17 protein-coding genes are annotated in these 21478 nt (G+C 68.9%); 9 read left to right on the top strand and 8 right to left on the bottom strand.

Annotated elements, in window-relative coordinates; genetic code table 11:
* The first annotated feature begins 12 nt into the window (after window positions 1-12).
* The 5 genes from ACWGID_RS20960 to ACWGID_RS20940 are packed head-to-tail and all read left to right on the top strand — an operon-like array spanning window position 13 to window position 5691.
* A complete protein-coding gene (locus ACWGID_RS20960; RefSeq protein WP_452198883.1) occupies window positions 13-1731 on the top strand; it encodes an ABC transporter substrate-binding protein in 1719 nt (572 codons plus the stop codon).
* A 45-nt stretch (window positions 1732-1776) separates the two neighbouring features.
* Window positions 1777-2775 (top strand): ABC transporter permease, encoded by a 999-nt coding sequence (locus ACWGID_RS20955; protein ID WP_452198881.1) that lies wholly within the window; start codon window positions 1777-1779, stop codon window positions 2773-2775.
* A 6-nt stretch (window positions 2776-2781) separates the two neighbouring features.
* On the top strand, window positions 2782-3714 hold the full coding sequence (locus ACWGID_RS20950; protein WP_452198879.1) for an ABC transporter permease: 933 nt from the start codon (window positions 2782-2784) through the stop codon (window positions 3712-3714).
* The gene (locus ACWGID_RS20945) at window positions 3695-4672 is read left to right on the top strand and encodes an ABC transporter ATP-binding protein (protein WP_452198877.1); all 978 of its coding nucleotides are present in this window, start codon (window positions 3695-3697) and stop codon (window positions 4670-4672) included. The genes ACWGID_RS20950 and ACWGID_RS20945 overlap by 20 nt, the downstream gene beginning before the upstream one ends.
* Window positions 4669-5691 (top strand): ABC transporter ATP-binding protein, encoded by a 1023-nt coding sequence (locus ACWGID_RS20940; RefSeq protein ID WP_452198876.1) that lies wholly within the window; start codon window positions 4669-4671, stop codon window positions 5689-5691. Before ACWGID_RS20945 ends, ACWGID_RS20940 begins: the two co-directional genes overlap by 4 nt.
* A 64-nt stretch (window positions 5692-5755) precedes the next feature.
* On the opposite strand, the gene ACWGID_RS20935 is transcribed toward ACWGID_RS20940, so the two are convergent.
* The gene (locus tag ACWGID_RS20935) at window positions 5756-9367 is read right to left on the bottom strand and encodes a GH116 family glycosyl hydrolase (protein WP_452198875.1); all 3612 of its coding nucleotides are present in this window, start codon (window positions 9365-9367) and stop codon (window positions 5756-5758) included.
* Window positions 9368-9502: 135 nt separating this feature from the next.
* Between ACWGID_RS20935 and ACWGID_RS20930 the strand changes: the two genes are divergently transcribed.
* From ACWGID_RS20930 to ACWGID_RS20920, 3 genes are all read left to right on the top strand, one after another.
* On the top strand, window positions 9503-10876 hold the full coding sequence (locus tag ACWGID_RS20930) for an MFS transporter (RefSeq protein ID WP_452198873.1): 1374 nt from the start codon (window positions 9503-9505) through the stop codon (window positions 10874-10876).
* A 138-nt stretch (window positions 10877-11014) separates the two neighbouring features.
* Window positions 11015-13009, top strand: coding sequence for a heparinase II/III domain-containing protein (locus ACWGID_RS20925; protein ID WP_452198871.1), 1995 nt, complete (start codon window positions 11015-11017; stop codon window positions 13007-13009).
* A 116-nt stretch (window positions 13010-13125) separates the two neighbouring features.
* Entirely contained in the window at window positions 13126-14418 is a 1293-nt protein-coding gene (locus ACWGID_RS20920; protein WP_452198869.1) for a peroxidase family protein, read from the top strand.
* Here the strand turns inward: ACWGID_RS20920 and ACWGID_RS20915 are convergent.
* From ACWGID_RS20915 to ACWGID_RS20905, 3 genes are all read right to left on the bottom strand, one after another.
* Window positions 14396-15736 (bottom strand): NAD(P)/FAD-dependent oxidoreductase, encoded by a 1341-nt coding sequence (locus tag ACWGID_RS20915; protein ID WP_452198867.1) that lies wholly within the window; start codon window positions 15734-15736, stop codon window positions 14396-14398. The genes ACWGID_RS20920 and ACWGID_RS20915 overlap by 23 nt on opposite strands.
* A gap of 20 nt (window positions 15737-15756) precedes the next feature.
* Window positions 15757-16467, bottom strand: coding sequence for an alpha/beta fold hydrolase (locus tag ACWGID_RS20910; RefSeq protein ID WP_452198865.1), 711 nt, complete (start codon window positions 16465-16467; stop codon window positions 15757-15759).
* A 75-nt stretch (window positions 16468-16542) separates the two neighbouring features.
* Window positions 16543-17409: a LysR family transcriptional regulator gene (locus ACWGID_RS20905; RefSeq protein ID WP_452198863.1), complete on the bottom strand. Its 867-nt coding sequence runs from the start codon at window positions 17407-17409 to the stop codon at window positions 16543-16545.
* 83 nt (window positions 17410-17492) lie between these two features.
* Between ACWGID_RS20905 and ACWGID_RS20900 the strand changes: the two genes are divergently transcribed.
* Window positions 17493-18347, top strand: coding sequence for an EamA family transporter (locus ACWGID_RS20900; protein WP_452198861.1), 855 nt, complete (start codon window positions 17493-17495; stop codon window positions 18345-18347).
* Between the two features lie 64 nt (window positions 18348-18411).
* Here the strand turns inward: ACWGID_RS20900 and ACWGID_RS20895 are convergent, their stop codons facing one another.
* The 4 genes from ACWGID_RS20895 to ACWGID_RS20880 all read right to left on the bottom strand — a co-directional run bounded on the left by ACWGID_RS20895 (window position 18412) and on the right by ACWGID_RS20880 (window position 21459).
* Entirely contained in the window at window positions 18412-19083 is a 672-nt protein-coding gene (locus ACWGID_RS20895) for an NADPH-dependent F420 reductase (protein WP_452198859.1), read from the bottom strand.
* Entirely contained in the window at window positions 19080-20120 is a 1041-nt protein-coding gene (locus tag ACWGID_RS20890; RefSeq protein WP_452198857.1) for an LLM class flavin-dependent oxidoreductase, read from the bottom strand. The genes ACWGID_RS20895 and ACWGID_RS20890 overlap by 4 nt, the downstream gene beginning before the upstream one ends.
* Window positions 20121-20205: 85 nt before the next feature.
* Complete coding sequence (locus ACWGID_RS20885) at window positions 20206-20562, bottom strand: nuclear transport factor 2 family protein (RefSeq protein ID WP_452198855.1); 357 nt, start codon at window positions 20560-20562, stop codon at window positions 20206-20208.
* Window positions 20563-20574: 12 nt separating this feature from the next.
* On the bottom strand, window positions 20575-21459 hold the full coding sequence (locus tag ACWGID_RS20880; protein WP_452198854.1) for an RNA polymerase sigma-70 factor: 885 nt from the start codon (window positions 21457-21459) through the stop codon (window positions 20575-20577).
* Window positions 21460-21478 lie beyond the last annotated feature (19 nt).

Genomic DNA, 21478 nt, shown 5'->3' with positions numbered 1-21478 from the left:
AAGGCAGAGACGATGAGGGGCATCACACGCATCGGTGTCGCCGCGATCGCGGTCGGCACACTGGCCGCGGGCTGCGGCAGTGGCGACAAGCCGATCGGGAACGCGGGATCGTCCAGCCCGTCGTCCACGACGAGCGCCAGTGGCGGTAGCGGCAACGGGCAGTACAAGAAGGGCGGCACCGTCACGATCGCCAACGTCGGCGGGCAGACCTGGCCGTGCCAGTTCAACCCGTTCAACCCGGCGGTCAACCAGGAGGCTCTCGGTTTCGTGTACGAGCCGCTGACCTTCGTGAACGTGCTGAAGGCCGGCGCCACCACGCCGATGCTCGCCACCGGCTTCAGCTGGTCGCCGAAGAAGGACTCGATCGTCTTCACCATCCGCGACGGCGTGAAGTGGAGCGACGGGCAGCCGTTCACCGCCGACGACGTCGTCTACACCTTCAACCGGATGAAGGAGGTGCCGGCTCTCGACCTGTACTCGCTGTGGACCGGTGCCGGCCTGACCAGTGTCACGGCCGCCGGCAACAAGGTCACGCTGAAGTTCAAGGCCGCTGCCGAGCCGTACTTCTTCAACTTCGCCAACCAGGTCGGCATCGTGCCGAAGCACATCTGGTCCACCGGCGAGGCCGCGTCCAAGGCCGCCACCTGGGCGGACCCGAAGCCGGTCGGCACCGGGCCGTTCACGGTCGAGTCCTGCTCCAGCAACAACATCACGTACAGCGCGAACCCGACGTACTGGCAGCCGGGCAAGCCGTATGTCACGAAGGTGCAGTACCCGGCGTACCTGGACAACAACCCGGCGAATCTCGACCTCGCCAGCGGCAAGGCGCAGTGGGGTGGTCAGTACATCCCGAACATCGACAACTTCTACAAGTCGAAGTCGCCGGAGAACAACTACTGGTTCCCGCCGACCGCGAACGTCGCGATCGTCCCGAACAACGACCCGTCGCGCCCGGTGACCAGCAAGCTGGCGGTCCGGCAGGCGATCGCCTACGCGCTCGACCGCGAGCAGATCTCGAAGATCGGTGAGAGCGGCTACCAGCCCGCGGCGAACCAGAGCGGTGTCGTGACGCCGACGTTCGACAAGTACTACGACAAGGACGCGGTGGCCGCGGCAGGCTACGACAAGCCGAACACGGACAAGGCCAAGCAGCTCCTGCAGAGCGCCGGGTACTCCGACTCGAACCCGCTGAAGCTGAACATCATCACGGTCACCGGCTACACCGACTGGGACGCCTCGCTGGCGGTCGTCAAGCAGCAACTGGCCAAGGTCGGCATCCAGCTGACGATCCAGGACCTGCAGCAGCAGTCGTACAACCAGAAGCTGTACACCGGTGACTACGACCTCGCGTACTCCAACCAGGCCGGCGGCCCGACGCCGTACTACGAGTTGCGGCAACTGCTGTACTCGAAGAACAGCGCCCCGATCGGCAAGCAGGCGAGCACCAACTGGTCGCGGTACATGAACCCCGAGGTGGACAAGCTGTTCGACCAGTACGCCGCCGCGGATCCGGACACGCAGGTCAAGCTGGTCAAGCAGATCTCGTCGTACATGATCAAGGACGTGCCGATCATCCCGACCACCGAGTCGGTCGACTGGTACCAGTACAACACCAAGGATCTGCAGGGCTGGCCGACGCAGGACAATCCCTACGCCCAGCCCGCGCCGTACAACATCCCCGACGTGGGACAGGTCCTGACCAACCTGTACTCGCAGTCCGCCCAGAAATAGGCCCAGAAGTAAGGAATCTCGCGTGAGCACGAGGAGCTGGTGGTTGTGCGATACCTGATCCGACGGCTCGGGTTCTTCGTGCTCACGTTGTGGGCGGCGATGACGCTCAACTTCTTCATCCCGCGGATGATGCCGGGCAGCCCGGAGGACGCGCTGCGCGCGCGGTTGAGCAAGGGCGGTTCGGTCGTCACGGAGGAGCAGTTGCGCACCGTGCTGGCCGAGTTCGGGTTCGACCCGGGCAAGAACCTGATGCTGCAGTACCTGGAGTACCTGAAGTCGATGGTCAGCGGTCACTGGGGCGTGTCGATCGGCAGCAGCCTCGGCGTACCGGTGACGTCGCTGATCGGTGCCGCGTTGCCGTGGACGCTCGGCCTGGTCGGGATCACCACGATCCTGGCGTTCGCCCTCGGCACGCTGATCGGCACCATCTCCGGCTGGCGCCGCGGCGGGCTGATCGACGGCGTCGTACCGCCGGTGTTCATCGTCACCTCGGCGCTGCCGTACTTCTGGGTGGCGCTGCTGCTGATCTCGACGTTCGCGATCGGCAGCAACCCGGTGCTGCCGAACGACTTCAACTACGACCAGGGCCTGACGCCGGGATTCACCGGTGAGTTCGTGCTGAGCGTGCTCAAGCACGGGATCCTGCCGGCCGCGACGATCCTGATCACCGCGGTCGGTGGCTGGATCCTGACCATGCGGAACAACATGATCACCACGCTCGCCGAGGACTACGTACGGATGGCCCGCGCGAAGGGCATCCCGAACCGCAGGATCATGTTCGGGTACGCCGGGCGGAACGCGTTCCTGCCGAACCTGTCCGGTTTCGCGATGTCGCTCGGCTTCGTCATCTCCGGCACGATCCTGGTCGAGTACGTGTTCAACTACCCGGGTCTGGGTTACATGTTCTACAACGCGACGGTGAGCACCGACTACCCGTTGCTCCAGGCCCTGTTCCTGCTCGTGACGCTGGCGGTGCTGATCTGTGTCCTGCTCTGCGACATCGCGGTGTTCCTGCTCGACCCGCGCGCCCGGACGAAGGGGTAGCTGCCGATGAGTGCGATTGTTGCCGGCACCGCCGCGCCTACCACCGCCTCGACCCGCCGCCCGCGCGGTGGCCTCTTCCGAGCCGTTCTGCGCAACCGCAAGGCCATGGTCGGTGCGGCTCTGCTGCTGCTGTTCATCCTGCTCGCCGCGTTCCCGCATCTGTTCGTGCCCTGGCTGCACGGCGATCCCCGCGCGATCGGCGATACCCCGTTGGCGAAACCGTCCGGCGCCCACTGGCTCGGCACGACCGGCCTCGGCCAGGACGTGTACGCCGAACTCGTCTACAGCACCCGTGAGTCCCTCGTCATCGCGATCGTCGCCGGTCTCGGCGCGACGATCCTGTCGGTGATCATCGGCGTCTCGGCCGCCTATCTCGGCGGATTCGCCGACGACGGGTTGTCGATGCTGACCGACATCTTCCTGGTCCTCCCGACGTTCCCGCTGATCATCGTGCTGGCGACGTACGCCGGCAAGGGCAACCTGACCGTGATCATCATCGTGCTGATCCTCACCGGCTGGTCGTACGGCGCCCGGCAGATGCGGGCGCAGGCACTGTCGCTGCGGAACCGGGACTTCCTCGAGTCGGCGCGGGTGCGGGGCGAGCGACGCTCGTACATCATCGTCGTCGAGGTGCTGCCGACGATGATCTCGCTGATCGTCGCGAACTTCCTCGGCGCCGCGCTGTACTCCGTGCTCACCGCGGCCGGACTGCAGTTCCTCGGGCTCGGCGACCCCAACTCACTGAGCTGGGGCACGATGCTCTACTGGGCGCAGAACCAGGGCGCCCTGGTGAACGGCCTGCCCGCGTGGGCGCTCTCGCCGGGTCTGGCGGTCGCGCTGCTCGGTGTGTCCTTCGCCCTGCTCAACTACGCGTTCGACGAGATCAGCAACCCCGCACTGCGGCCGGTTCGGAGGCGACGTGCCAAAGCCACTTCTTGAGGTTCAGGACCTCACGGTCGAGTACGACACCGGATCCCGTCCGGTCGTCGCGGTCGACCACGTGGATCTCGACGTCCACGCCGGTGAGTTCGTCGGCGTGGTCGGCGAGTCCGGCTGCGGCAAGTCGACGCTGCTGTTCGCGATCGCGCAACTGCTCACCTCACCGGCCGCGATCACCGGCGGCAGCGTGACGTTCCAGGGCCAGAACCTGGTGACGATGAACGAGCGGAAGCTGTCCGCGCTGCGCTGGCGGGACTTCTCGGTCGTGATGCAGAGCGCGATGAACGCGCTGAACCCGGTGAAGAGCATCGGCGCACAGTTCAAGGACACGATCATGGCGCACGACGAGGCGGTCGACGAGAACCGTCCGGCCGAGGTACTGCGCCTCGTCGGCATCGACCCGATTCACCTGCGCAGTTACCCGCACCAGCTGAGCGGCGGCATGCGGCAGCGGGCGATGATCGCGATGGCGCTGCTGTTCACCCCGGACCTGATCATCATGGACGAGCCGACGTCCGCGCTCGACGTGGTCGCGCAGCGGTCGCTGATGGTGCAGATCAAGGAGTTGCAGCGCAAGCTCGGCTTCGCGGTCATCTTCGTCACGCACGACATGTCGCTGGTCAGTCACTTCTCCGACAAGCTGGTGGTGATGTACGCCGGTCAGGTGGTGGAGTTCGGTGCCACTCGGGCGGTGTTCGACCATCCGGAGCACCCGTACAGCGCCGGGCTGCTGGACGCGTTCCCGTCGATCCGCGGGCCGAAGGTGCCGCTCACCGGGATCCCGGGCAGCCCGCCGAACCTCGCCGATCCGCCGAGCGGCTGCCGATTCCAGCCGCGCTGCCCGAAGGCGTTCGAGGACTGCCCGAAGATCGCACCGGAACTGTACTCGGTCGGCGCCGTCGAAGCGCGCTGTTTGTTGCACGCACCATCGCTGGAATCCGCCCGGGAGGTGTCATGACGAGCGTCGACGCCGAGCAGACCGAGGCCACACCGGCCAGCACACCGTTGCTCGAGGCAAAGGAGCTGACCCGGCACTTCCGGGTCGGGCGCGGGTTGTCGCGGCAGTTGCTGCACGCGGTCGACGAGGTGAACTTCACCATCGGCCAGCAGGAGATCGTCGCGCTGGCGGGTGAGAGCGGGAGCGGCAAGAGCACGATCGCACGGCTGCTGGCGGGTGTGTACAAGCCGACGAGCGGCGAGATCTACTACCAGGGCCGGGCACTGTCGACCTACCGGTCCCGGAAGGATCAGCTCGCATACCGGGCCGACGTACCGATGGTGTTCCAGGATCCGTTCAGCTCGCTGAACCCGGCGTTCCGGGTGTCGCACGGGATCTTGCGCAGCCTCAAGCTGCACCGGCCGGAGATCAACCGGCAGCAGCGGTACGCCGAGGCCGAGCGGGTCGCCGAGGCGGTCGGGCTGTCACCGGCCGGGGACATCATGAACCGGTTCCCGTACGAGCTGAGTGGTGGCCAGCGGCAACGGATCGGATTCGCGCAGGCGCTCGCCCACAAACCGAAACTGATCCTCGCCGACGAGCCGGTGTCGATGCTCGACGTGTCGATCCGGATCGGCCTGCTGAACCTGATGGCCGAGCTGCGCGGCAAGGAAGGGGTGTCGTTCCTCTACATCACCCACGACATCGCGAGCGCCCGCTACGTCGCCGACCGCCTGATGATCATGTACGCCGGCCACGTCGTCGAGACCGGCCCCACGGAGTCGGTCCTCCAGAACCCGAAACACCCCTACACGGACCTGCTGCTCGGCGCGGTTCCCGACCCGCGGGCTCCCCTCTCGACCGGCATCGAAGGCGACACCGGCGAGCCCCCGAAGGTCATCGACCCCACCCCCGGCTGCCGCTTCCGCTGGCGCTGCCCGCTCGCAGTCGACAAGTGCCACGAGGTCACCCCACTCCTCCGCCCGATGGGCGACAACCACCAGGCCGCCTGCCACGTCGCCGAGCCCGACCCGACCTAAGACACCTCGTGGTGACTGGAGACTACCTATAGCAGGTCTCCAGTCACCGGTGCGGGTCTCAGCCTCAGGTGAGAGTGATCTGCAGGGCGCCGGCTGGGGTGATCGCGGCTGGGCGGGTGAGGGTGACTACGGCTCGGTTGCCGGTGGCAACTACGGTGGCAGGGACCGAGGCGCTTCCGATGCGAGCCTTGACCTGGTGTGCGGGGCGTGCGGTTTCGAAGGACAGCGTGGTCAGGGACGCCTGGCCGTAGCGGATGTCGATGGTGGCTGTGAGGGTGGTTGGGGTTCGGCGTTGGGTGTAGAGACCCCAGCCTTCGGCGGTGGTGAAGGCGGAGCGGAAGTTTTCTGGGTGGATGCGTGGGGCGAAACCGAGGTGGCCCTTGGGGCCGTGGTACTCGTAGCCGCAGGCCGCGAGGTAGACGCCGAAGCCCATCATGGCGCGTGCGTAGTGGTCGCTGGCCTCGATCTCGTTGTAGGGATTGCGTTTCGTCGCCGAGTAGCGCTCGTACATCGCCCGCGTGACCGCGAGGCCCTCCGACGTCATGCCCTCCGAGAACAGGTGCGCGGCGAACTGGTACTCCTGACCGGTCCACACCTCGTTGAAGTACATCAGGCCGCGGGTCTCGTCCGACCCGCCGTGCGGCCAGGTCGCCATGATCACGCCGCTCTCGCCCTCGGTGGTGTAGACCCGGCCCACCCCGATCCCCGGCGGCCGGTACGTTCCCGGCTCGACCCGGAAGTTCGACTCGTACAGCCGTGACAGCGCCGTCCGCGCCTGGTCCGCGGGAAACACCCGGGGCAGCCCGAGCTGAGCGGCGTACGTCTGGCCGTACATCTGGTCGACGAACAATCCCCGGTTGCTGTTCTCCGCCGTCGGATGCGCCGGATCGACCTTCTGCACGTAGTACCCGTACTCGTCGTTCCACAGCTTCCCCGACAGGTACGCCGACCCTCGGTCGGCGATCGCCGCGTACCGGGACGCGCTCGCGGTATCCCCCACCTCACCGGCCATCGCGGCGGCCGCTCGCAGAGACGCGACGTACAAGCCGCTGATCCACGGAACCTCGCCGAACCATTCGGTGTCGAGCGTGTTCCACTGGCTGCCGCGGAAGATCCCGTCCTCGTCTTTGCCGTCCCGCTGCGTCACCAGGAACTCGACAGCGGTCCGCACCCGGGGCCAGACGCGGCGCAGGAACGTCGCGTCCTTGCTCATCTGGTGCTCGCGGTAGATCCGCAGGATCGTCCCGGTCTGCCCGTCGGCGAACGAGCTCGACGCATCGCCCGACTCGCCACGGTTCCCGATCTCGCCGGTCGGCCGGAACGCGATCCCGAGGTCGACGCGTTCGCGGGTGTCGCGTTCCAGGTCGGGGAACAGCCGGCCGATCGCCTGCGCGTAGTTCCACACGTGCTCGCAGGTGCCGGCGCAGCAGTACGTGCCTTCCCACGCGTAGAAACGGCCGTCGTCCCAGCGATAGCACGTACTGGTGGCGATCGTGGACGCGGTCGCGAGCGTGCGTTCGAGGAACCAGTGCGGCAGTGACGAGTCGTCGTACCACGTCTTCACCCAGGTTCTCGTGTCGCGCTCGAGGCGGTCGACGTGCTTGCCGACGTACTCGACGACTTCGCGGGCGGACGCGAACCGGCTCGCGTAGTGGCGGCGGAACGTCGAGGCGCCGACGAGCTCGGAGAAGAGCTCGCGTTCCGGGTTCGGGAAGAACCACCCGTAGGCGAAGCGGATCGTCCTGGACTCCCCCGGCGCCAGCGTGACGCTGACCGCGACGGTCCCGGCCTGCGGACCGTCGGAGTCCACCGGACCGGCGACCGAGTCGAAGAGCTGGGCAGTGCTGTCCCACTTCGCGATCGACGGCCGGGCGACCGCGCCCGGTGCGAGCGCGGCCAGCGCGAACGTGCCGCCGTCCGGCCGCTCGGCCACGGGCTGCCGCCGGATCGGGCGGTCACTGAACAGGATCCGGTCGACGTTGACGTGGCCCCAGCCGCCGGTGTTGCTGTCGACGATCTGGATGTGCGCGGTCCGCCCGGCGTACTTCCCGACATCCATCGACACAGCATTCAGCGGCTCGACGTCGGTACCCGCCGTGCTCGCCACAACCTGACCGTCGACCACCACGGTCAGACAGGTCTCCGCCTTGTGGTGCCCGCCACCGACCCACGCCGTCACGAAGCGGCGCTCGATGACGAAGTCCCGGCTCGTCAACGACCCGGTGTACCGATCCGGATCGCCGGTGCCACGGAAGTTGTACGACGTGACGAACCGCCCGCTCACGTTCAGCTCGGTCCGGACCCCGAACGGCCGCCGGAACCCGTCCGGCGTCTCGGCCGCGGTCACCGGCCCGGCCCCGAACGCCTCACCGGCCACTGTCCAGCCGTCGTACGTCGTCTTGTCCCAGTTCTCGAACACGATGTCCGGGCGGTCGGTGAACACGATCGCGTCGCAGCTGATGTGTCCCCACGCACCCGTGGTCGCGTCGACGATCTCGATCCGCGCGGTGCGGCCCTGGTAATCGCCGACGTCCAGCATTTGCGCGACCAGCGGTTCGCTCTCGTCACCTGTCGCCGACGCGACGACCTTGCCGTCGACCACCACGTTGACGCCGGCCTGGCGTCCGCCGCTCACCCCGACCGCGACGTACCGGCGCTCGATGGTGAACTCGCGGCTTGTCAGCTTCCCGGTCGCGCCGTCGTTGCCGCCACCCCGGAAGTCGTACGACGTGACGTATCGCGTCCCCGACACGTTGAGGTCCCCGAAGCGCTTCATCAGGTTCGGTACGTCGAGCGGCCGCACGGGACCCGGCCCGAACGCGTCGCCGGTCACCGTCCAACCGTCGTACGTGTCCTTCTCCCAGTCCTCGAACAGAATGTCGCCCTGCTCGGCCGCCAGGTCGTCGACCGCGCCGAACTGGATCCCGCTCGAGAAGCTCCGCGCCTGCAACGTGGTGGGTTGGCGATCGCGGCTGTCGATGCAGACCGGGTTCTCGGCGTACCCGAGCAGTGTCGCGTGCACCGCCGCGGCGGACGTGTTCCGCAGCGTGAACGCCATGATCGTCGTCGGCAGAGTGGAGTCCAGCGTGGCGAGCGGGATGAACGGCGAGAAGGCGTCCAACTCGACCGCGACCGGGCTGGCGGAATCGGCGTACGAGACCTGGCCGATCGGATACGTGCCGGTGAACCGGACGTCGCGGAAGCCGGCCGCGTCGACGGTCCGCCTCGTCGTCCGGCCGCGCGTGGTGGTCCGCAGCGCGAAGCCCTGACCGAACTGGGACGCGCCCGGCTGGTCGGCCGAGAGCGGATCCGCGTAGTTGTGCCCGGAGAAGTCCGCGCCACCGAGCGGGAACGACGACGGGTTGAAGATGTCCCACGCCCACAGGCGTCCGTCGCCGGCGAGGTACACCTGGCCCGTCGTACCGCCGCCGACCGGCATCCCGATCTTGGGCAGCGCGGCGCCGCTGTACGTCGTCGGCTTGCCGCGGTCGAAGAGCACACTCGGGTCCGGAGCCGGCGGTGCGGCGAACGCGGCGACGGCTTGGCCCGGGACGGCCAGCGCACCGGCGGCACCGGCCCCGAGGGCGATGAAGGTACGGCGACTCAGATGGGCCCGGGGACAGTCACCGGCACAGGAACGGTTCGCACAGCCGGGCGGAAGATCGCAGGCGGTCATTCGGTTCTCCTGACGGGCGGTGTGTGGGAGAAATCGATTTCCGACACCGTAGTCAGGACCCGCGCGTAGGTCAACGGGTCCCGTCGAGTGGTCTATTGTTCGACGCGTGTCAAACAATGTCGTAGGGTGAGTTCCATGCCCGTCGAACACCGCCGGTCCGTCGTCGCCCTGGCCCTGATCGCCTCGTTCATGGTCTTCGTCGACAGCACGATCGTGAACGTCACCTTGGCCGAACTCGGCACCCATTTGCACGCGTCGCGGGCCGAGCTCGAGTGGTCCTTGAACGCCTACACGCTGTCGTTCGCTGCACTGATGCTCGGCGCCGGAGCGATCGCGGACACCCTCGGCGCGAAGCGGGCCTTCCTCACCGGGCTCGTCGTCTTCACGCTGTCGTCGGCTGTCTGCGCGGCGGCCGGCTCGATGCTGATGCTCAACCTGGCCCGGCTCGTCCAGGGTGCGGGCTCCGCGCTGCTGCTGCCGAGCGCGCTCGTCCTCGCAACCGCCTCGGCCACCGACGAGCAAACGCGGCACCGCCTGGTCAGTTGGTGGGCGGCGGCCGGCGGCGCCGGCATGGCGGCCGGTCCGTTGCTCGGTGGCGGTCTGGTGGCGCTCGCGAACTGGCGGGCCGTCTTCGCGGTCAACGTGGTGATCGGTATCCCGGCCGCGATCTGGGCGCTGCGCTCGATGCCGGCCGTCGTACGCCGTGGTCGTCGGCTCGATGTCGGCGGAATGGTCGCCGCCACGGCTTTCATCGGCGGTCTCGTGTTCGCCCTGATCGAGGCGCCGTCCCGTGGCTGGCTCGATCCAGCGATCCTCACGGCGGGCGCGTTGACCGTCGTCGGTCTGGTGGGCTTCGTCCTGGTCGAGCGCTCCGTCCGCGGCCCGCTGCTGCCTCCAAGGCTGTACGCCGATCGCGGGTTCGCGGCCGCCGCGCTGCAGGGCAGCCTGCTGAACTTCGCCTTCTACGGCGTGCTGTTCTCGATGAGCCTGTTGCTCCAGCAGGGTCGCGGCCTCAGCGCACTCGTGACCGGATTGCTGTTCCTGCCGCTGACCGGCCTGATCTCGATCGCCAACCTCTGCTCCGCGCCCCTGACCCGCCGGCTCGGCCGCCCGACCGTGCTCGCCCTCGGCCAGGCCGTCCTCACCATCGGACTGCTCGCGCTCGCCTGGGCCAGTACGGCGTCCGCAGTCTGGCCGATGGTCCTCGCGCTGCTCCCGATCGGCTTCAGCTCCGGAATCCTCGTACCGACCATGACCGCGCAGTCCATCGCCGCCGTCGAGCCCGACCTGCACGGCGCGGCGTCGGCAGCGTTCAACACCTCCCGCCAGATCGGCGGCGCGATCGGTGTGGCGACGTTCGGCCCGCTGCTCGGCACCGCCCACAACCTGAGCACTGGCTTCGTCACCTGCGCGATCGTGGCCGCCGCGGCCAGCGTCGCCGGTCTCTGCGTGACCGCCCTCGGCCGCCGCGCGCCCGTCCTCGTACCCTCGGCGGCCTGCGACTCGTGATGCGGGTAGCTTGTCTGCGGGTCACCGGCCGGGGCTTGAAGAATTCGCTCGTTCGAGCTGCAATCGACCAACCGGGGCCGGATGCAACCAATCGGGGGACTCGGAGCGTCTAGTTCTCGGAAGGGTGGTGGGGGGCGGGTGGGTGCGCGGCCGGCGAGGCGGTGGGGGACGACCGTCGCGCTGACGCTTGTCTGCGTCCTGGTCTGTGGTGTGGCCTTCGCGGGCGCCGTCTTCGTGCTGATGCCCGGCGCCCGCGACCGCAGTACGCCGGTCGCCGCGAGCGGATCGCCGACGCCCAGCACGCCCCGCCCGAACACGAAGCCCTCCCCGACCCCGGGCGTGCCATCGTCGACCGACGAGCCGCTGCCGGGCGTCGACACCCCGGCCACTCCCCCGCCGTCGACGCCGGTCGCGAACACCGGGACGTACGAGTGCCCCGGCTTCAGCGGGATCGACTCCAAGGTCCCGGTGTCGATGCTGATGAACGACACCTTCCTCTGGGGCGACGACCCGGCGTACAAGGTGGGGAACGGCAAGGGCGACATCAACTGGCGCTCGAACCCGTACCAGAAGCCCAGCTGGTACATGTGGCTGCACTCGTTGCGCTGGCTCGGCCAAGGCATCGCCGCCGGGCAGCGCGGCGACCGCAAGACGCTGAACCACGTGCTGGCGATCATCCACGACTGGGTGCAGGACAACCCGTACTCGTGGAAGGGCGACGTTGGCGCCTGGGAAGCGACCATGCACCGCACGAACGTGCTGCTGTGTACGCGGCAGGCGGTGCTCACCGGGATGCACGTCCGCACGCTGCCGACGCAGTACGCCTGGCTCGACAAGGCGCTCGTCGACCATGCGCAGTTCATGATCGCGAACTGGAGCGGCTCGTCGAACCACGGGACGGACGAGAGCATCGCGATGTTCGGCGTCGGCTGCACGCTCAAGCGGCCGGAGCTGAAGAAGCTGGCGGTCGACCGATTGACCCAGGCGATCACGATCGCGATCGACCCGCAGGGGTCGACGAACGAGCAGTCGGTCGGGTACGCGATGTTCAACTACCTGCTCTGGGGTCGCGCGACCACCGCCCTGCAGCGCTGCGGGTCGGATCCGGGCCAGGTGATCTCGCAGCGCCGGGCCGCGCTGTCCGAGTGGCTCGCGCTCGCGACCAAGTCGACCGGTGAGCTGCAGCAGGTCGGGGACGCCGTACGGCAGAAGCCGACCGGGGCCGTCGGTACGTCGCTGGACTACGTCGCCTCGCTCGGGAAGCAGGGCAAGGCGCCGGCGAAGCGAGTCGCGGTGTTCGACGCCGGGTACGTCTTCGGGCGGACCGGATGGGGCCAGACGCGACCGTTCGCGAACGAGTCGACGTACAGCATCAGGTACGGCGTAGCGCGGCGGCTGCACGGGCACGACGACCACATGTCGATCACCTACTCCTCGCACGGGCGGGACGTCCTGATCGACCCGGGGCACTCGGGGTACCAGCTCGACAAGTGGCAGGCCTGGTCGAAGAGTCAGGCCGCGCACAACGTGATGACGATCCCGTCGGCGCAGACGGCTTCCGTCGAGACCCGGCTGGTGCGCGCCGCGATCACGCCGACCTGGGAGTCGTACTCCCTCGAGGACTCGCCGGCGCCGGAGGTGACCCGGAAGCGGGACGTGCTGGTGCTGAAGGACCCCGACCTGATCATCACGCTGGACCGCGGCCAGTCGACGAGCAGCCAGCGGTACGAGACCCTGTGGCATCTGGCGCCGGACCAGAAGGTCACCGTCCAGTCCCCCACCACCGCGATCGCGAGCAAGCCGGGTGACAAGACCAAGACCCACCTGCTGCAGATCCCGTACCAGCAGCAGCCGCCCGCTGACGGCATCACGGTCGTCCAGGGTCAGCAGGACCCGGTCCAGGGCTGGTACTACCCGGACATCTTCCACCGGCAGCCCGCTCCGGTCGTGAAGTTCAACCGCAACGGCACCAGCGCCAGCATCCTGTCCGCTGTCGTCCCTGCCGGCGCCACCGAACCGGTCTCCTTCACCACGCGCACCGTCGGCACGATGTTCTTCGTCGACCTCACCGTCGGAGCCCGCAAAACCACCATCCGGGTCCTCCCCGACGGCCGCCTCACCCGCATCAGCTGACCCCTCGTCACAGGGGGCCGAGGTGTGCTGTCTTTCTTGTGGAGACAACGCTGAGGAGGACTGGGATGAGTACGCATCCGGCGGCGCGCGACCACTGTTTGAGCTTGGTGCGGAGCGTGGACAGACCGACAGGTGGGGCGCGGTACGGGCGGATGTTCGCGGGCCTCGAGCCGCTCGGGACGGATCCGCACGTGTTGATGCGGGCCGGTGCGGACGGCGGGGTCTGCGACGCCGCGGCCGCGCTGGATCTCGGGAGCGGTGGTGATGACGCAGAGCAGGCGGCCGGATGGCCGTTCTTCGGGCAGTTGGTGGCGCACGACACGACCGCGGACCGCTCACCGATCGCCGGGGTTCCCGCGGACACAGACGGTTTGCGGAACGCCCGCTCGCCTCGGCTCAACCTCGAGATGCTGTACGCCGACGGTCCGATCGGCACGCCGTACCTGTTCGACGTGGACGACCCGGCCAAGTTCCTGCTCGACCCCGACGGGTACGACGTACCGCGGAATCCCCAGGGTGTGGCGCTGATCGGCGACCCGCGGAACGACGTACACCTGTTCTCGTTGAGTCTGCACGTGGCGTTCCTGCACGCGCACAACCGGATCGTGGATCGGCTCAGGGCGAGCGGCGTGGCCGAGGAGGACGTGTTCGAGAAGGCCCGGGTGACGCTGACGTGGCATTACCAGTGGATCGTCGTCCACGACTTTCTGCCGCGGCTGGTCGGTCGCGAACTGGTCGACGAGGTGCTCGACAAGGGCGGCAGTTGGTTCGCGCCCGAACCGTCGCGGGGGTTCATCCCGCTGGAGTTCGCGGATGCGGCGTACCGGTACGGGCACGGGCAGATCCGGCACAAGTACCGGCTGGTCGAGGGCGGCTCGGAGTACCCGCTGTTCCCCGACCTGGTGGGTTTCGGACCGCTGGCGGCCGAGCGGCGGCTCGATCTCGCGCAGGTCTTCGACGTCCCCGGACGTCCGCGGGCGCAGCGGTCGAAGCGGCTCGACGGGCGGCTGGCCGCGAGCCTGATCGGGCTGCCCGAGCGAGTGACGGGTGCGGTGGACGAAACGGCGTACCGGTCGTTGGCGGTGCGGGATCTGTTGCGCGGTGACACCACCGGCCTGCCGAGTGGCGAGGCGGTGGCCAAGCTTCTCGGCGTACCGGCGCTCACCGAGGAGACCTGGCCGGGCGGTACGCCGTTGTGGTTCTACATCCTGAAGGAGTCGGAGTACTTCGCTCACGGCGATCGGCTCGGGCCGGTCGGCGGGCGGATCGTGACCGAGGTACTGATCGGGCTGCTGCGCGCGGACCCGGCCAGCTACCTCAGCCTCGAACCGGACTGGCAGCCGACACTGCCGGCCGCCGGCGCCACGTTCGGCCTGCCCGATCTGCTCATCCCGGGCGGGACGCGCTGAGCTTCGGTGCCTTGGCCTCGGTCGTGAACGCCTCCCGTGGGCTCTGGACCGAGGCCAGCGACACGATGTCGCGGCCGTAGACGAACGACACCAGCCAGATCGCCAGCACCCGCACCTTGCGGTCCCACGTCGGCACCGCGAGCACGTGGTACCCGCGGTGCATCAGCCAGGCCGGCAGACCCTTGATGACGAGCCGCCGGTACTGGAAGATCCCGGTGCCCAGGCCGAGCGTCGCGATCGCACCGAGGCTGTGGTGCACGTAGTTCTTCGGCGCCCGTCCGCGCAGCGATCGCAGCAGGTTCTTCGCCAGCAACTTCCCCTGCCGTACGGCGTTCTGTGCGTTCGGCACCGTGTACGCGCCCTCGGTCGACGCGGCGAGATCGGGCACCGCCGCGTCGTCACCGGCCGCCCACGCGTCCGGGACCACCTCGTTCGCGGTCCCGATCCGCAGGTCGGCCCGCACCTGGACCAGACCGCGTTCGTTGTGCGGCAGGTCGGTGTGGTTGCGCAGCAGCCGGGTCGCGGCGTTGCCGGCCGTCCAGACGATCAGCTCCGAGTCGAACTCCGACCCGTCGGACAGCACCACGTGCCCGTCCGCGGCCGACGTCATCGTGGTCTTCAGGTGCACCACCGCGCCGCGCTTCTCGAGCATCTTCACCACCCACTCGCCGGGCCGGTCGCTGACCTCGGGCAGGATCCGGCCGGTCGCCTCGACCATGTGGAAGGCGAGGTCGTCGGCCCACAGCTCGGGGAACTTCTTCAGCAACGCCCGGGCCAGCGACTGCAGCTCCGCGAACCCCTCGACGCCGGAGAACCCGCCACCGACGAAGGTGATCGTCAGCAGCTTGCGCCGCAGCGGCCCCGGCTCCAGACCGGCCGCCTGGTCGAAGGCGGTGAACAGCCGGTCCCGGATCGCGACCGCCTCCTCGACGTGCTTCATGCCGATCGCCCGCTCCGCGACGCCGGGGACGTCGAACGTGCGGGTGACCGCGCCGGCGGTCACCGCGATCACGTCGTACGACAGCTCGTAGTCCGGTCCGAGCGCGGGGCGGATGGTGACCGTCCGGTCGGCGTGCGCGATGTGGGTCACCATGCCGTCGACAATCCGCGTCCGGCGCAGGTTCCGGCGCAGCGAGACGGCCGCGTGCCGGGCCTCGACCGAGCCGGCCACCACCTCGGGCAGGAACGGCTGGTAGGTCATGTAGGGCCGCGGATCCACCACGATCACCTCGGCCTCGCCGCGCCGGAGCTTCTTCTCCAGCCGCCACGCCGTGTAGAACCCGGCGTACCCTCCGCCCACCACCAGGATCCTGCGCATCCGTCTTCTCCGTCCGATCGTCAACTCCCCATCGCGTCCAGGATCGTAGTCGCGACGGCCTCCGGCTGCGAGACGCTGACCGCATGCGAAGCACCGGCGATCTCGCGAGTGACCTTCGCGCCGGCACGCTCGGCGAGGAAGCGGTGCAGAGCGACCGGGATGTTCAGGTCCTGATCGCTGAACACGAACCAGGACGGGATCGTCCGCCACGCCGGCGTGGACGTCGGCAGCGGGTCCGTCAGCGCCGCCTCGGTGGCCGGACGCTGGGTGGCCGCCATCAACGCGGCCTGCTCGGCGGGTACGTCGGCGCAGAACTGGGTCCGGAACACGTCGGCCCGGATCGCCAGCTCGTTGCCACCGCTGCTGACCGGATAGGCGTTCAGCGCGTCACCGAGCGTGCTGCCCGGGAACTGCAGCGACAACTGGAACGCGGTCTCACCGTGGTCCGGCGCGAACGCGCAGACGTAGACCAGCGATCGCACCGCGTCGTTGTCCGACGCGGCCTGCGTGATCACCATGCCGCCGTACGAGTGCCCGACCAGGACGACCGGTTTGCCGATGCCCGCGATCACGTCCCGGACGTACTGCGCGTCGCCCTCGAGACTGCGCAGCGGGTTTGCGACGGCGACCGTCTCGATCGACCGGGCTTGCAACCTCTCGACGACACCGTTCCAGCTGGCCGACTCGGCGAACGCACCGTGCACCAGGACGACGACCGGACTTTCACTCATGGGTCTTCCCTTTCCTCGATCTTGTTCCCCGAGCTATTGAGAAAGACCGGGCAGCCGGGCGGTTTGTGACCGGGGTCAGTGCAGGTGGCTCAGAACCAGTGACAGTGGCGGCCAGCCGGTGCGTCCGGCGCGGGTCAGGGCGTACGCGCGGATGCGTGGCTCGGGGTCGCGGAGGCGGCGGAGCGAGACGCCGGTGGTTTTCGGGTAGGCGGCCGGGAGGAGGGCGACGCCGAGGCCGGCGACGATCATCTCCTGCACCAGTTGCAGGCTGTCCGCACGTTGCGTGACCCGCGGCTCGAAGCCGGCGAGCGCGGCGATGGTGCGGATCACCTGTTCGTCGGCGATGTGGCGGGAGTTCACGATCCAGTCGCTGTCGGCGAACGCGGCGAGCACGTCCGCCGCCGTACCGGGGGTGCGCGGGGACCGCGACGGTACGGCGAGACTCCACGCGGTGTCCCAGAGCGGGGTGGCGTGCAGCGCCGGGTCGATCGCCGCGGGCGCGAGGTTGTAGTCGTAGGTCAGGGCGAGGTCCACCTGATCGCGCTCGAGCATCGCCAGCGCGTCGGGTGGCTCCTGCTCCTGGATCTCCAACCGCACCGCCGGCGGCAACTGCGGTACGACGGGCAGCAGGCTGTCCCGGATCGCGGTGTGGAACGCGGCGACCCGGACCGTTCCGGCAGGTTCCGCGGACGGATCGAGATCGGCCCGGGCCGCCTCGTGCGCGGCGAGGATGTGGACGGCGTGCGTGGCGAGCCGGCGACCGGCCGGGGTGAGCCGGACGCGACGGCCGTCGGGTTCGACGAGCGGCAGGCCGACCTCTTTGGCGAGTGCGGCGATCTGTTGCGAGACCGTCGACGTCGCGACACCGAGCGTCTCCGACACCGCATGCATCGAGCCGAGCCGGGACAGCGCGAGCAGGAGTTCGAGACGGCGTACGTCCATCTCGGCATTGTTCAGCGATCCCGAACGATCTGTCCATGATTCTCACGTGGACGCGAACGGAATCGCGGGCTTCACTGGACAGCATGCGCACACGTGACACCGGTATCGCCTTCGCGGTGCTGTCGATGACGATGGTCCAGCTGGGACTGGCCGCGTCGGTCGGGCTGTTCGACCGCGTCGGGCCGGAGGGTGCGGCCTGGTTGCGGCTGGTGTGCGCGGGGCTGATCGTGCTGGTGCTGTTCCGGCCGCGGCCAAGCTCGTTCGACCGCAAGTCGTTCCTGGCCGCGGTCGGGCTCGGTGTCGCGACCGCGGGCGTCACGTTGCTGTTCATGGCCGCGGTGGCGCGACTGCCGCTCGGGACGGCGAGCGCGCTGGAGTTCCTCGGTCCGCTGTCGGTCGCCGTACTGCGGAGTCGCGGGCGACTGGTGTGGCCGGGGCTGGCGTTCGCCGGTGTGCTGTTGCTGACGCAGCCGTGGCGTGGGGCGGTCGATCTCGTCGGCGTGCTGTTCGCGCTCGGTGCGGCCGCGTGCTGGGCGGCGTACATCGTGCTCACCCAGCGCGTCGGGAGCAGCGTGACCGGACTTCAGGGCATGGGCGTCTCGCTGCCCGTCGCCGCCGTCGTCGCCACCGCGGTGGCCGGGCCGAGCACGATCCCGGTCATGACCTGGCAGCTCGTGATCATCGGCTTCGGGCTGGCGCTTCTGCTTCCGGTCATCCCGTTCAGCCTCGAGTACCTCGCTCTGCGCCGCCTCGACGCCGGAGTCTTCGGGACCTTGATGAGCCTCGAGCCCGCCTTGGCGCTGCTGGTCGGCTGGGTCTTCCTCAGCCAGTCCCCCACGCTGCTGCAGGCGATCGGCATCGCCTGCGTCATCGCCGCCGGCATCGGCGCAGAACGAGCCGTCCGCCCGAAGCAGCAACAGCAGGTCCTCGCAGCCTGACCCACTGGCGCGTTGTTTCACCGCTGACGCGGTACAACACGCCAGCGGTCGCACAAGCCGCCAGTCAGCCGGCCCGGACTTGCGCTACCTCCTGGCCCTGCACCGTCGACGGGTAGCGGGCCAGCATCTCGCGGAGTTCGTCCGCGTCCACGTTGGCGCCGAACGCCTCGGTTCCGGGCTCCAGGCGTTTGCCGTGGGACAGCGGCCCGGACGGAACGGGCTCGAAGCCCAAGGCGTCGACAACGGCCGCAACTTCCGCGACGTCGTCCGGCTCGCCGGCGATCGCGATCGCCTTGCGGTCCGGGGCGCCGGCGGGGCGGGCGCCCTCGTCCAGGTCGTGGTACCCCATGTGGTTGAACGCCTTCACCACCCGGGCCCCGGCCAGGAACTCCTGGACGATCTCCGACGACGACGTCCGCTTGTCGGTGAGATCGTCGCGGATCCCGTCGACCTCCCACCAGTAGTTCATCGCGTCGATAACGAGCTTCCCGCCCAACGCCGCAGCCGGGATCGTCTGGAACTTGCCGAGCGGCAGCGCGAGGATCACGACGTCCGCCTCAGCGACCGCCTCGGCCGCTGTCGTCGCGACGGCGCCCGGGGTGACGACCTCGACGATCAGGGCGATCTTCGAGACGTCACCCGAGCCGGCGATCAGGACGCGGTAGCCCGCCGCGACGGCGAGCCGCGCCAGCACGGTGCCGACCTTGCCGGCCCCGAGAATCCCGATCGTCGTCACTCCGACTCCTCCGCGAGCAGCTCCCGCACCATCGGGACGACCTTGGTCCCGTAGAGCTCGACGGCCTTCGTCCGCGCGCTGACCGGCAGCGGTCCACCTGAGTAGATCAGGTCGAACCGTCCGACATCGAGCGTCTTCACCGCGGCAGCGATCCGCCGCGCGACGGTCTCGGGCGAGCCGACGTACATCGACCCGTGCAGGACCTCGGACTCGAACTCCTCACGCTTCAGCGGCGGCCAGCCGCGCAGCGCGCCGATCCGGTCCCGCATCACCTTGTACGGCGCGTAGTAGATCTCCTTCGCCTGCTCGTCGGTCTCGGCGACGAACCCCGGCGAGTGCATCCCGATCGGATGCGCGACGCTCCCGAACTGCTCCGCGGCCCGCTTGTACAGGTCGACATACGGCCCGAAGCGCTCCGGCGATCCACCGATGATCGCGAGCATCAACGGCAGTCCGTAGTACGCCGTCCGGACGACGGACTGTGGCGATCCACCGACACCGACCCAGGTGGTCAGCCGGCCGGACTCGGTCTTCGGGTACACCTCGATGTTGTCGAGCGACGGCCGCACCGTGCCTTCCCAGCTGACCGGCTTCTCGTCGAGCAACCGTACGAAGAGCTGCAGCTTCTCCTCGAAGAGCTTGTCGTAATCGGCCAGGTCGTACCCGAACAGCGGGAAGGACTCGGTGAACGAGCCGCGCCCGAGGATCACCTCGGCCCGCCCGTTCGACAGCGCGTCGACGGTCGAGAACCGCTGGAAGACCCGCACCGGGTCGTCCGAGCTCAGCACCGTCACGCCGGAGCCGAGCTTGATGTTCGAGGTCTGGGTCGCGATCCCGGCCAGTACCGTCTCCGGTGTCGAGATCGAGAACTCCGGCCGGTGGTGCTCACCGAGGGCGATCGCGTCCACGCCGATCTGGTCGGCCAGCACCGCCTCGTCGACCACCTGCCGGATCGCGGCCGCCGCCGTCACCGGCGCGCCGCTGTCGTCCACCGGGATGTCCCCGAAGGTGTCGAGGCCGAACTTCACCTCAGTCATGTCCGCACGCTCCTTGTCCACTCACACCAAGTCTAGGTTGACACGTCAACACCAGAGTGAGTGGGGTTCATTCCCCGGAGCGGCATCAGCCCCAGCCGCGCAGTTTGTCCGGGTTCAGCACGATCCACACCGCCGCCACTTTCGCCCCGGTGAGCTTCAGGCTGACCACCGCGACCACGCCCGCGGTCCCCCGCAGTACGACGCCAGGCTCCCCGTTCACCGCCTCGACGGTCAGCGCGATGTCCGGACCGAGCAACTCGGTCACGCACCGGGCCACCTGCTCCGGACCGTGGACCGGACCGAGCGCCGCGGGCACCCGTCCGCCGCTGTCGCTGACCGCGACGACCTCGGGCGCGAGCAGGCTGCGGATCGCGCCCGGACTGCCCGCCCGCCACGCGGTCGCGAACCGGTGTACGACGGCATGATCGCCCCGCTTCGACACAGCTCCTCCAGCTCAGGCGATCGCGGTCAGCTTCGCCGGGTTCATCATCCACAGCACCTCGTCGATGCCGTCCTCGGATGCGGTCACGGTGCACACCGCGAACGTCGTACCGTCGCGCCGGAGCAGCGACACCGCGCGGCCGTTCGCCATCCCGAACTCGACGTCGACACCAACCCAGAACCGGGTGTGGAACGCCCTGTGGTACTTCGCCACGCGCAGCCGCCCGACGACCGGGAACTTCGACGCCCGCGCCGCGCCGCCGCCGTCGGAATAGCTGATCGCATCTTTCGCGAGCAGAGTCTCCAGCGCGCTCAGATCACCCGACCGCGCGGCCACGATGAACGCCGACAGCAGCGTCTGCTGCTCGCTCCCACTGACCTCGGTACGCCGTTCCGCGCGGATCCGTTTACGAGCCCGGCTGACCAGTTGCCGAACGGCCGGTTCGGTCGACTGCAGCATGGTCGCGAGCTCGCCGTACGAGTAGTCGAACGCCTCCCGCAGCACGTACGCCGCCCGCTCGGTCGGCGACAGCCGCTCGAGCACGAGGAGCACCGCGAAACTCAGCGCCTCCCCGCGCTCGGCTCCCAGGTACGGGTCGGCGCTGGTGTCGACGGGCTCGGGCAGCCACGGGCCGATGTAGGTCTCCCGGCGGGCGCGGGCGGACTGGCTCGCGTTGATCGCGAGCCGGGTGACCGCGGTCGACAGGTACGCCACCGGGCTCTGCACCGCGGCCCGATCGGCGGCCTGCCAGCGCAGCCACACCTCCTGGACCAGGTCCTCGGCCTCGGAGTGACTGCCGAGCATCCGGTACGCGATCCCCATCAGCCGCGGCCGCACCTCGTTGAACACGGCGACCGCGTCGTCCAGGTCACCCACGTCGTCCACGTCGTCCACCATCGGACAACCCCCTCGGATC

It is taken from the genome of Kribbella sp. NPDC054772 (assembly GCF_053611945.1).
The sequence above is the reverse complement of the archived record's forward strand: the minus strand, read 5'-3'. Positions and strand labels throughout refer to the sequence as shown.